Source organism: Streptomyces sp. 2-1 (genome assembly GCF_048564895.1).
GTDB lineage: Bacteria > Actinomycetota > Actinomycetes > Streptomycetales > Streptomycetaceae > Streptomyces > Streptomyces phaeochromogenes.
Genome location: NZ_CP183383.1, coordinates 4,061,805 through 4,074,127 on the forward strand (window position 1 = coordinate 4,061,805; position 12,323 = coordinate 4,074,127).

Annotated in this window: 9 protein-coding genes; 2 read left to right on the forward strand and 7 right to left on the reverse strand. The window is 68.2% G+C overall.

Annotation, left to right across the window (positions count from 1 at the left end):
* Window positions 1-2: 2 nt before the first annotated feature.
* The 7 genes from mreC to ACN20J_RS17915 form a co-directional block, all read right to left on the reverse strand.
* Window positions 3-947 carry a rod shape-determining protein MreC gene (gene mreC, locus ACN20J_RS17885; RefSeq protein ID WP_189837857.1) on the reverse strand — a complete coding sequence of 315 codons (945 nt, stop codon included), beginning with the start codon at window positions 945-947 and terminating at the stop codon, window positions 3-5.
* 219 nt (window positions 948-1,166) lie between these two features.
* Window positions 1,167-2,186 carry a rod shape-determining protein gene (locus tag ACN20J_RS17890; protein ID WP_037747701.1) on the reverse strand — a complete coding sequence of 340 codons (1,020 nt, stop codon included), beginning with the start codon at window positions 2,184-2,186 and terminating at the stop codon, window positions 1,167-1,169.
* Between the two features lie 1,270 nt (window positions 2,187-3,456).
* Window positions 3,457-3,870 carry a nucleoside-diphosphate kinase gene (gene ndk, locus ACN20J_RS17895; protein ID WP_419666290.1) on the reverse strand — a complete coding sequence of 138 codons (414 nt, stop codon included), beginning with the start codon at window positions 3,868-3,870 and terminating at the stop codon, window positions 3,457-3,459.
* Window positions 3,871-4,155: 285 nt separating this feature from the next.
* Window positions 4,156-4,509 carry a DUF4233 domain-containing protein gene (locus ACN20J_RS17900; RefSeq protein WP_419666291.1) on the reverse strand — a complete coding sequence of 118 codons (354 nt, stop codon included), beginning with the start codon at window positions 4,507-4,509 and terminating at the stop codon, window positions 4,156-4,158.
* A 3-nt stretch (window positions 4,510-4,512) separates the two neighbouring features.
* Window positions 4,513-6,027 carry a bifunctional tetrahydrofolate synthase/dihydrofolate synthase gene (gene folC, locus ACN20J_RS17905; RefSeq protein ID WP_189837854.1) on the reverse strand — a complete coding sequence of 505 codons (1,515 nt, stop codon included), beginning with the start codon at window positions 6,025-6,027 and terminating at the stop codon, window positions 4,513-4,515.
* 299 nt (window positions 6,028-6,326) lie between these two features.
* Complete coding sequence (locus ACN20J_RS17910; RefSeq protein ID WP_361899230.1) at window positions 6,327-8,957, reverse strand: valine--tRNA ligase; 2,631 nt, start codon at window positions 8,955-8,957, stop codon at window positions 6,327-6,329.
* Window positions 8,954-10,423: an RNA-guided endonuclease InsQ/TnpB family protein gene (locus ACN20J_RS17915; RefSeq protein WP_419666292.1), complete on the reverse strand. Its 1,470-nt coding sequence runs from the start codon at window positions 10,421-10,423 to the stop codon at window positions 8,954-8,956. The genes ACN20J_RS17910 and ACN20J_RS17915 overlap by 4 nt, the downstream gene beginning before the upstream one ends.
* Window positions 10,424-10,530: 107 nt before the next feature.
* On the opposite strand from ACN20J_RS17915, the gene tnpA reads away from it, so the two are divergent.
* Window positions 10,531-11,133, forward strand: coding sequence for an IS200/IS605 family transposase (gene tnpA, locus ACN20J_RS17920; RefSeq protein ID WP_362001658.1), 603 nt, complete (start codon window positions 10,531-10,533; stop codon window positions 11,131-11,133).
* Between the two features lie 86 nt (window positions 11,134-11,219).
* The gene (locus ACN20J_RS17925) at window positions 11,220-12,155 is read left to right on the forward strand and encodes a hypothetical protein (RefSeq protein WP_419666293.1); all 936 of its coding nucleotides are present in this window, start codon (window positions 11,220-11,222) and stop codon (window positions 12,153-12,155) included.
* Window positions 12,156-12,323 lie beyond the last annotated feature (168 nt).

Genomic DNA, 12,323 nt, shown 5'->3' on the forward strand with positions numbered 1-12,323 from the left:
TCCTACTGCTCTTGCTGCAGACCGTCGGCGGGCGCGTTCGCCGAGGGGGTGACCGTCACGGTCACGGTCGGCGTGGGCGTTGGCTCTGGTTTGGGCGGCAGCACGTCGTCACGCGGGTCCTTGCGCGGGGCCTGGACGACCACGCCGACGATGTCGAGCTTGGTGAAGGACACGTACGGCGTGACGTAGAGCGTGCGGGTCAGGTCGCCGCCGGAGGGGTCGACGCGGGACACGATGCCCACGGGGACGCCGGGCACGAACGGCCGGTCGGCCTGGGACCCGAAGGTGACCAGCCGGTCGCCCTTCTTGATCTTGGCCTTGCCGTTGAGCAGTTCCACGCGCAGCGGGCGGTCCCCCTGGCCGGAGGCGAAGCCCAGCTCGTCGGTGGCCTCCATACGTGTGCCGACCGTGAAGTCCGGGTCGTTGGCGAGCAGCACGGTGGCGGTGTTGGGCCCCACGGTGGTGACGCGCCCGACCAGCCCGTCCCCGTTCAGGACGGTCATGTCGCGCTTGATGCCGTCGTTCGCGCCGACGTCGATGGTCACGGTCCAGGAGAAGCCCTGGGCCGCTCCTATGGCGATGACCTCGGCGCCCTTGATGCCGTACTGCCCGGCGCCGGCCGTCTTGAGGACCTTGTCGAGCTGTTTGAGGCGGCTGCGGTTACGGTCGTCGCTGCCCAGCTTCGCCTTCAACGCGGCGTTGTCGCGCTCCAGTTGGGCGATGCGGTCGTGACGGCCGCCGGAGCCCCTCACCGCCTCGATCGCGTTGCCGACGGGGTCGACCGCGGTGGACACCCCGTCCTCGATCGGGCCGAAGACCGTGGCGGCGGCCTGCCGGGCACCGTCGACCGGCGAATCCTTGCCACCGCGGATGTCCACCGTGATCAAAGCGAACGCGATGGCGATCAGCAGCACCAAGAGCAGCCGGCTCTCTCGTGTGTCCCTCACGTGCGGCGGCCGTGCCTTCCTCATCGAATACGTATGTCTACGTGCGTCTGCGTGTGTCTACGTGTGTCGAATACGTGTATGACTCACCCGGAAAATCCCCGGAGTGCGGACCCGGGAGTGCGGACCTGCGGGCGGCGTTATGGGGGAGCTTATGCCTGAATATCAACGATCCGCCGTACGAGAAGGGATCATCCCGTACGGCGGAATCGAAGCGTTACGTCATCTGCGGGGCTGGGCGTCCAGAACCTGCTGGAGCGCCTCGAACTCCTCGACACACTTGCCGGAGCCGAGCGCCACGCTGTCGAGCGGATCCTCCGCGATATGGATCGGCATGCCGGTCTCGCGACGCAGCCGCTCGTCCAGACCGCGGAGCAGGGCGCCACCACCGGTGAGCACGATCCCGCGGTCCATGACGTCGCCGGACAGCTCCGGCGGGCACTTGTCGAGGGTGGTCTTCACCGCGTCGACGATGGCGTTGACGGGCTCCTCGATCGCCTTGCGGACTTCGGCGGCCGAGATGACAACGGTCTTCGGGAGGCCGGAGACCAGGTCCCGGCCGCGGATTTCGGTGTGTTCGTCATTGTCGAGGTCGTACGCGGAACCGATCGTGATCTTGATCTGCTCTGCCGTCCGCTCACCGAGAAGGAGCGAGTACTCCTTCTTGATGTGCTGGATGATCGCGTTGTCCAGCTCGTCGCCGGCGACACGGATGGACTGTGCCGTGACGATTCCGCCGAGCGAGATGACCGCGACCTCCGTGGTGCCGCCGCCGATGTCCACCACCATGTTGCCCGTGGCCTCGTGGACCGGCAGGCCGGAACCGATGGCCGCGGCCATGGGCTCCTCGATGATGTGCACCTGGCGGGCGCCGGCCTGGGACGACGCCTCGATGACGGCACGGCGCTCGACGCCCGTGATGCCCGAGGGCACACAGACGACGACGCGAGGACGCGCGAGATAGCGCCGCTTGTGGATCTTCAGGATGAAGTAGCGGAGCATGCGCTCGGTGATCTCGAAGTCGGCGATGACACCGTCCTTCAGCGGGCGCACGGCAACGATGTTGCCCGGCGTCCGCCCGATCATCTTCTTCGCTTCCGCGCCGACCGCGAGGATGCCACCGGTGTTGGTGTTGATCGCGACGACGGACGGCTCGTTGAGTACGATCCCGCGACCCCTGACGTACACCAGCGTGTTGGCGGTCCCGAGGTCGACAGCCATGTCACGGCCGATGAACGACATTGAGTTCCCCATCAGGATTCGTCTGGCCTTCCCAAGTGGAGCTTTTGATGGCTTTTTAGGTCGGCGAGGGTGAGCGCTGTGACGTGAAGGCTTCCATCGTAGTCTCGCCTGTACGAACACCGCGCGAGGGTCTTCGCCATTGTGACCAGATGACGTGCCGCCCCGCTTCTGGAGACGGTCCATCGGGGGAACGCGTTCCCTCGATCGCCACGCATATGCCAGTCGGCAGCTGCCATTGTGCGCCCCTCCCAGCTCAGAAGCCCAGCCGCCTGACATGACATCAGAAGATTCTTGGCGGGGCGGGGTCTTGGTGCGGCAAATGGGTGGGTGGGCGGTGAATGGGGGGCGACGGGGTGGGGTGGTTGGGTGCGAGGGTGCTGGGGGTGGGTCGGCTGGGCTCAGTTGCCTGGGGCTGGGGGGCCTGCCGGGTGCGGGAGCGGTCACCTGGGTGCCCTGAGCCCCGGATACCGAGCTCAGGCTCGCTGGGTCCAGCCGCCTGGGCCTGCCGGGCTCGGAAGCCGTCCTCTAAGCGCACAGGGCCCCGGATACCGAGCTCGGGCCCGCTGGGTCCGGGCTCGCTGGGTTCAGCGGCCTGGACCCGCGGCGCCTGCCGGGCGCGGAAGCGGTCCCTTGGGCGGAAGTGCCCCGAATTCCGGGCTCGGGCTGGCCGGGTCCGGGCTCGCTGGGCTCAGCGGCCTGGACCCGCGGCGCATGTCGGGCCTGTCGGGCACGAAAGCCGTCCTCTGGGCGTACAGGACCCCGGATACCGAGCTCGGGCTCACTGGGGCCAGGCTCGCTGGGCTCAGCGGCCTGGACCCGCGGGGCCTGCCGGGCACGGAAGCCGTTCCCTGGGCGCACAGGGCCCTGGAATCCGGGCTCGGGCTCGCTGGGCTCAGCGGCCTGGACCCGCGGCGCCTGCCGGGCATAGAAGCCGTTCCCTAGGCGCACAGGACCCCGGATTCCGGGCCCGGGCTCGCTGGGTCCAGCTGCCTGGGCCTGCCTGGCGCGGAAGCGGTCCCCCGGGCGCGCACCGCCCCGGATTTGCGGGACCGGGCTCACTGGAGCCCAGCAGCCGGGCCTCCCAGGCCCAGAACCAGTTCCTCCGGGCGCCCGCGCCTGGGCGGCTTGGGCCGAGGGCTGCTGGGAGTGGGGTCCGCGGGGTCTGGCCAGAGCCTTGGGCCTTGGAGCTGGGCCCGCGCCGCCATGCCCGTCGGCCCGCGAGTGGTGCGGGCCTCGGGGTGCGGCGGTTCGGTGATCCGGCGGGGAGCCGTCAGGCGTGGCCCGGGAAGAAGAGCTTCAGCTCGCGCTCGGCGGACTCCTCGGAGTCCGAGGCGTGGATCAGGTTCTCCCGGACGATCACACCGAAGTCACCACGGATGGAGCCGGGGGCGGCGGCGATCGGGTCGGTCGGGCCCGCGAGTGCCCGTACGCCCTCGATGACGCGCTCGCCCTCGACGACCAGCGCCACGACCGGGCCGGAGGCCATGAAGGCGACCAGGGGCTCGTAGAAGGGCTTGCCGTTGTGCTCGCCGTAGTGCTGCTCCAGCGTGTCCTGGTCCAGCGTGCGCAGCTCCAGCGCGGTGATCTCCCAGCCGGCCTTGCGCTCGATGCGGCTGATGATCTCGCCGGTCAGGCCGCGACGGACCGCGTCGGGCTTGAGAAGGACGAGGGTGCGCTGGCTCACGGTGGTGGCTCCTTCGGGTCACAGATGTGCGGATGACCGAGGCTACAGGGCGTGTCCGGGTGCGTGTTACGCAGCGTCAGGTGCTACGGGGTGGGGCGGTCCGATACGGGACGACCCGACTGTTTTCGCCCCCGCCGCCCCTACCCGTTCCCTTCCCCTGGGGGCTGACGCCCCCAGACCCCCACTGAAAATCAGCCCCTCCGGCGTTTGAGGAGCGGGGGTTCGGGGGCGGAGCCCCTGAGTAAGGGACGGGAATGGGTAAGGGCGGCGGGGGCGAGAAAACACCTACGCCGCGTTACCCCCGGCCTCCGTCTGCGCAGCGAACCGCGCCTTCGCCTCCTCCACCTTCCGCCCGAAATGGACGGACGCCCACCACAGGGCGGCGAAAACGGCGCCGAGGAAGAACATGGTCGGCACGACGAACCCGCTCGCGATGAGCGCGACCTGCAGCGCCCACCCCAGCTGAACACCCCCCGGCCGCGTGATCATCCCGCAGAGCAGCACACAGAACACCATCGCGACCCCACTCACCGTCCAGACCGTGGTCATGGACAGATCGGGATCCTTCATCGCGACAAGCCCCGCGAAACCGATGACGAAGAACTCACCGATCAGCGTCGAAGCACAGAGCGTACGCACGGATCAGCCCCTCCCCAGCAGCAACCGGGCCTCGCCCACCGTGATCACGGAACCGGTCACCAGCACACCGGCCCCCGCGTACTCCGCCTCCTCCTCGGCCAACGTGATCGCGGCCTCCAGGGCGTCGTCCAGCCGGGCCTCGACCTGCACCCGGTCGTCCCCGAACACCTCGACGGCGATCGCGGCGAGCGAGTCCACGTCCATGGCCCGATGGCTGGAGTTCTGCGTGACGACGACCTCCGTGAAGATCGGCTCGAAGGCCTCCAGCAGCCCCCGTACGTTCTTGTCCCCACTCGACCCCACGACACCGATCAGCCGGCTGAAGTCGAAGACCTCGCGGACCCCCTCGGCGGTGGCCCGGGCCCCCGCCGGGTTGTGCGCGGCGTCGAGCACGACCGTCGGCGACCGGCGCACGATCTCCAGCCGCCCGGGCGAGGAGACCGCAGCGAAGGCCTTGCGGACCGTGTCGATGTCGAGCGGCTCGGGCCGCTGGGACCCGACCCCGAAGAACGCCTCCACCGCGGCGAGCGCCACCGCCGCGTTGTGCGCCTGGTACGCCCCGTGCAGCGGGATGTACACCTCGTCGTACTCCCCGCCCAGCCCCCGGAGAGTCAGCAGCTGCCCGCCGACGGCGACCTGGCGGCTCACGACGCCGAACTCGAGCCCCTCGCGGGCGACTGTGGCATCGACCTCGACGGCCTTCTTGAGCATCACCTGGGCGGCGTCGACGGGCTGCTGGGCCAGGATCACCGTCGAGTCCTGCTTGACGATCCCGGCCTTCTCCTTGGCGATCTCCCCGGGGGTGGTTCCGAGCCGGTCGGTGTGGTCCAGATCGATCGGCGTCACGACGGCGACATCCCCGTCGATCACGTTCGTCGCGTCCCAACTGCCTCCCATCCCCACCTCCACGACGGCCACGTCGACGGGCGCGTCCGCGAAGGCCGCGTACGCCATGCCCGTGAGGACCTCGAAGAAGGAGAGGCGGTACTCCTGCTGGGAGTCGACCATCTCGACGTACGGCTGGATGTCCCGGTACGTCTCCACGAACCGCTCGGCGGGGATCGCGGCGCCGTCCAGGCTGATGCGCTCGGTGATCGACTGGACGTGCGGCGAGGTGTACCGCCCGGTGCGCAGGTCGAAGGCGCCGAGGAGGGCCTCGACCATGCGGGCGGTCGACGTCTTGCCGTTCGTCCCGGTGATGTGGATGGAGGGATACGCGCGCTGCGGCTCCCCCAGCACGTCCATGAGGGCGGCGATACGTGTCACGGACGGTTCCAGCTTGGTCTCGCCCCAGCGCGTGGCGAGCTCGGCCTCGACCTCACGGAGCGCCTTGTCGGTCTCCTGGTCGGACGGGCGCGTGGGAATGTCGGACTCCGGCGGTCCGCCCTGCGTGCGCAGGGTACGGCTGCCGGCCTCGATCACGGCGAGATCGGGATCGCGCCCGGTCTCCGCCTCGACGATCTCGTCGAACGGGTCGGCCGGGTCTGACTCACTGCTGTCGTGCGGGAGCTCACTCACACACCCAGTCTACGGAGCCGCACGGCTGCCGCCGTGGGAGGGCGGCCCCGTCCTGGAGGGGAGGGCGCAGCCCTCTTGGGGGCGCAGCCCTCTTGGGGGCGCGGGGAACCGCGCAGTCTTTCAGGGCCGCGGGGATCTGCGCGACGGAGCCACGACCGACCCGCAGCCGAAAACGAACCGGCGGAAGCGCTCGGCAACCGGATACGCTCGACAAAAGGGCCCAGGCACACCGAGGGCCCCGGAACCACCAGGTCCCGGGGCCCTCGGCCACGTACACACGCCCGCCTGCGCCAGAGGCGCTACGCCGCGGGCAGCCCCTCCAGCTGGGCCTGGATCCGGGCAATGTCCTCGTCGGCCTTGGCGAGCCGCACCCGGATCTTGTCCACGACATGGTCCGGCGCCTTGGCGAGGAACGCCTCGTTGCCGAGCTTGGCGTTCGCCTGGGCCTTCTCCTTCTCGGCGGCGGCCAAGTCCTTGGCAAGCCGCTTCCGCTCGGCCGCCACGTCGATCGTGCCGGAGAGGTCGAGCGCGACCTGAGCGCCCGCGACCGGCAGGGTCGCCGTGGCCGCGAAGGTGTCGCCCTCGGGCTGGAGGCGCAGCAGCTGGCGGATGGCCGCCTCGTGCGGGGCGAAGGCGGTGCCGTCGAGGGTCAGCCGGGCCGGGACCCGCTGGCCGGGCTGGAGCCCCTGGTCGGCACGGAAGCGGCGGACCTCGGTGATGACCTGCTGAAGCGACTCGATCTCGCGCTCGGCACCGGCGTCGCGGAAGCCGCTGTCCTTGGGCCAGTCGGCGATCACGACGGACTCGCCACCGGTGAGGGTGGTCCAGAGCGTCTCCGTGACGAACGGGACGACCGGGTGCAGCAGCCGCAGCGTGACGTCCAGGACCTCACCGAGGACCCGCTTGCTGACGTCGGCGGCGGCACCGCCCGCCATGAACGTCGTCTTCGACAGCTCGACGTACCAGTCGAAGACCTCGTCCCAGGCGAAGTGGTACAGCGCGTCGGAGAGCTTCGCGAACTGGAAGTCCTCGTAGAACGCGTCGACTTCGGCGACGGTCTTGTTGAGCCGGGAGAGAATCCACCGGTCCGTCGCCGACATCTCGGAGGCGTCCGGCAGCGGGCCCTCGACCGTCGCGCCGTTCATCAGCGCGAACCGCGTGGCGTTCCAGATCTTGTTGGCGAAGTTCCGGGACGCCTGGACCCAGTCCTCGCCGATCGGCACGTCCGTACCGGGGTTGGCGCCGCGGGCCAGGGTGAAGCGGACGGCGTCGGAGCCGTACGCGTCCATCCAGTCGAGCGGGTCGACGACGTTGCCGAACGACTTCGACATCTTCTTGCCGCGCTCGTCACGGACCAGACCGGTCAGGGCGATGGTCTTGAAGGGGACCTCACCGTCCATCGCGTACAGGCCGAACATCATCATCCGGGCGACCCAGAAGAAGATGATGTCGTGGCCGGTGAGCAGGACGTCCGTCGGATAGAACTTCCGCAGATCCGGGGTCTGTTCGGGCCAGCCGAGCGTGGAGAACGGCCACAGGCCCGACGAGAACCAGGTGTCGAGGACGTCGGTGTCCTGCTTCCAGCCCTCGGCCTCGGTGCCCGGCGGCTCCTCGTCGGGGCCGACGCAGACCGTCTCGCCGTTCGGGCCGTACCAGATCGGGATGCGGTGGCCCCACCACAGCTGACGCGAGATGTTCCAGTCGTTGAGGTTGTCGACCCAGTCGAAGTACCGCTTCGACATGTCCTCGGGGTGGATCTTCACCCGGCCGTCGCGGACCGCGTCACCGGCGGCCTGCGCGAGCGGGCCGACCTTGACCCACCACTGCAGGGACTGCCGCGGCTCGATGGTGGTCCGGCAGCGCGAGCAGTGCCCGACGCTGTGGACGTACGGACGCTTCTCGGCGACGATCCGGCCCTGCGAGCGCAGTGCGCCGACGATGGCGGACCGCGCCTCGTAGCGGTCGAGTCCCTCGAAGGGGCCGTGGACGGTGATGATCGCCCGCTCGTCCATGACCGTGATCGACTCCAGGCCGTGGCGCCGGCCGATCGCGAAGTCGTTCGGGTCGTGGGCGGGGGTGACCTTGACGGCACCGGTGCCGAACTCGGGGTCGACGTGCGTGTCCGCGACGACGGGGATGGTGCGGTCGGTCAGCGGCAGCTTGATGCGCTTGCCGACCAGGTGCTTGTACCGCTCGTCGTCGGGGTGAACGGCGACGGCCGTGTCACCGAGCATCGTCTCGGCACGCGTGGTGGCGACGACGAGCGTCTCGTCACCCTCGCCGTACTTGATGGAGACGAGCTCGCCGTCGTCCTCCTGGTACTCGACCTCGATGTCCGAAATGGCCGTCAGACAGCGGGGACACCAGTTGATGATGCGCTCGGCGCGGTAGATCAGCTCGTCGTCGTACAGCTTCTTGAAGATGGTCTGGACGGCCTTGGACAGCCCTTCGTCCATGGTGAACCGCTCGCGGTCCCAGTCCACGCCGTCCCCGAGCCGGCGCATCTGTCCGAGGATCTTGCCGCCGTACTCCTCCTTCCACTGCCAGACGCGCTCGACGAACGCCTCGCGCCCGAGGTCGTGCCGCGACTTGCCCTCCTCGGCAAGCTGCTGCTCGACCTTGTTCTGCGTGGCGATACCGGCGTGGTCCATGCCGGGCAGCCACAGCGACTCGTACCCCTGCATGCGCTTGCGCCTGGTCAGCGCGTCCATGAGCGTGTGCTGGAAGGCGTGCCCCAGGTGCAGCGACCCGGTGACGTTCGGCGGCGGAATGACGATGGTGTACGGCGGCTTCTCACTCTTCGCGTCGGCGGCGAAGTAACCCCGTTCCACCCAGCGCTCGTACAGCTTCCCCTCTACCTCGGCCGGCGCGTACTGGGTCGGCAGTTCGGGGGCGTTGGCTGGCGTCTGCTGCTGAGCGTTCTCGGTCACGGGGTCAGTTTAGGGGTGTCACGGGGGCGTCCCGAAACTCGATTACTTGTTGGCATCCTCCCTGGGGTGCACCGCAGGGATTCCTTGTAGCCCTCGGTATCCGCAATGGCCCGGGCCGCGGCGGATGAGGGGTTCAGGGGTTCACGCGTGCGTCCCGGACGAGCTCGGGACATGGCGGGCCGTGCATGGCCCGCCCCTGCGTGCTGTTCACCGCAATGCCCTGCGGTAGAAGCCTCGCCGGCTGCGGTCCGAAGGCCGCGGACAAGGATGACGACCGACGCGTTGTGATCGGCGTCGTCAGTGTGTCCGCACTTCGTGCAGACGAATACGTCCCGGCTGATGCGCGATGCCGGATCCCGCTGCAGGCAGACACCGCAGGTCTGCGAGGTACCCACAGGAGTCACCGCAACGAGAGCGGATCCGAACACGGGACACTTGTAGACGAGCTGTCGGCGTCTCTCACCCGGCAGGTTGTCGAGCACACTCCGGTTCAGAGCCGCCTTCTGAGCGACGCGCACGCCAGGTTCGACACGGCTGCCCCTGGCGTTCTTCGTCATCTGCTTCACGCGAAGATCCTCGACAGCGACCAGGCCGTGGTTCTTGGCCAGTTCGGTGGTGAGCTTGTGTGTGAAGTCCAGACGCCGACGAGCTTGGCGCGCCCTCAGTTCCGCGATGGCTCGCAGAGTCTGGCGCAGGCGGTTGCTGTACTTTCCGCCTCGGTGTTTCTTGGCATGCGCGAGCTGCCGCTCCTTGCGGCGCTCCAATCCGGCGAGCCTATGCTTCTCGCCTTCCGTCAAGGTCTGCGGCATGAGGCGCGGGGCAGCCTCGTCCGACAGGTACGCCGACTGCTTGACGCCGAAGTCCATACCCACAGGAGGTTGCTCGTTCGGCGGGGCGACTGCCCTCCCGATGTGGACGCCGAAGCTGACGTACCAATGCCCCGAGCCGTCCGTGCGGATCGTCGCGCTCTTGATCCGCCCTCCGAGGGGACGCGTCAGCCTGAACTTCACCTCGCCCAGCTTGGGGATACGAACGAAAGCCCACCTACGGTTGAGTCGGGTCACACGCACGGCCTGCCCCGGGAGGGGAATCGCCATCCGCGCACCGCGCTTCTTGAACCGCGGGAAGCCTGCGGGATGCTCCTCGTTCCAGAAGTTGTCGTAGGCCCGATCCAGGTGCCTGAGGACTTGCTGCGGAGCTTGAGAGGGCAGATCCGCGATCCACGCGAGATCGCGTCGAGCCTCGGTCAGGTAACTGCACTGCTCATCAGCCCGGAGGTACACGCGCCTCTGCCGATGCACGTAGAGCCGCTGCTCCAGAGCTACGTTCCAGACGGCGCGACAGGTATGGCCCCACTCCAGAAGCCGCTCGGCCTGCCGAGATGTGGGACAGAGCCGGTAGACGCGCCCGGTATCGGCAGGTTCTTTGTTCGGCTTCCTCGTCCGTCTGCCGTTCCCGACTGCCATCTCCGTCCCCCTCCCCGAGCGCGGCTCAACTGACCTCATCTGCAAGACGACCAGCGCACTCACGGTATGACAGACAAGTTCAACTTGTCTGTCATACCGTGAAACATATGGCGGACTCTCGACTCACACCGGCACAGGCAGCCGAGTATCTCGGCGTCACCATCCAGGCGATCTACGTCCTCAACTCCCGGAAGGAGAACGACTTCCCGCGCCCCTCCTACACAGGTCGCACCCCGACCTGGTCGCAACCCGAACTCGATGTCTGGCGAGCCGCACACCCTCCCAAACGATCCGCTCGACAGCGCCAGGCAACAGAAGGAACGGATCGAGATCGCGGCAACGCCGACTTTCATGACCTTCGAGCGCATCTTGCGTTCATGACGGCGCGAGACAGCCCGACCCTCACAGATGACTTGCGGTCACTCATCGAGCGCACGATGCGCGACGCTGCGCGGGCCCTGAAGTCGGAGGTGGAGGACTTCCGCTGCAAGGCCAACTACGTTCACTTCGTCGTGCGCTACCCGGTCGACACGTCCGTCGCGAACCTTGCCCAGCGTCTGCGAGGAGCTTCAACCAGAGCTCTCCGGCAATCTCACTCCGTTGACGGACATCTATGGTCGAAGCCGTACTACGCGGCGTCGGCGTCCGCGCACTCGACCGCCAGTCTCAGTCGATACGTCGAGTGTCTGGAACAGACCATCAACAACTAGGCATCAATCCACCCCGCCGGTCCCGCGCCCTCGTACCTTCCGTCAAGATGTTCGGAACACATAAGCATCTGGAGGGGAACCCAGAAATGAGCTACAACCAGCCGGGCCCGTACGGCGGGCAGCCTCAGCAGCCCGGACCGTACGGTCAGCCGGGTCCTTACGGCCAGCAGCCGCAGGCCCCCCAGCCCGGCTACGGCTACCCGCAGCAGGCGCCTCAGCAGCAGCCCGGCTACGGGTACCCCCAGCAGGCCCCTCCCGGGGTTCCGCCCCAGCAGCCCGGTTACGGCTACCCGCAGCAGCAGCCTCCCGGCGCCCCCTACGGCGCGCCGGTGCCGCCCCCTCCCGGCGGCGGCAAGAAGAAGACGGGCCTCATCATCGGCGCGGTCGCGGTAGTGGCGGCGATCGCGGTCGGCGCGTACTTCGTCGTCGGAAGCGGCAGCAGCGGCTCCTCGGACGTCGCGGACGACGGCCCCCACAAGCTGACTACTCCGGCGACTGTGCTGACGGAGTACAAGAAGGGCAACGGCTCCGAGGACGGCATGACCAAGTCGGATCTGAAGGACGCCGAGTCGTGGGGTGTGAAGAACCCCAAGGACGTCAGCGCCAGCTACCAGTCGGGCGACGAGTCCAACCCGCTGGCCGGGAAGATGATCACCTTCGGCGGCGTCTACGGCGACATCGAGGACCCGGAGAAGGCGGTCGACGGATTCCTCGCCTTCATGAAGAAGGACTCCCAGGGCGAGGAGGGCGTCACCGTCGTCGGCAGCCCGAAGGAGTACAAGCCCGACTCGTTGGACGGCGCCGTCATGAAGTGCCAGAACGCCAAGGTGGACAACACCGACGGCGAGGCCAGCGAGCCAAAGTCGGTGACTATGACGTACTGCGTCTGGGGCGACCACAGCACGCTCGGCTTCGTCATGCCGATGGAGCTCTCGGACGTCGCGGCGGGCAAGAGCGCCGACCCCAACGAATCGGCCGAGACCGCCGCCAAGCTCCGCAAGGAAGTCCGCGTCAAGATCTGACGCCCGCACGGCAACTCCCTCACTACGAAGGGGTCCAGTCAAGTGACTGGACCCCTTCGTAGTAGCGGGGACAGCCTCAGTTGCCAACCGATGCCTTCAAACAGGCTGTGCCCGCACGCGACTGCGTCACGCTTATGGCTACGAGGTTGACGATACAGACCGGGTGGG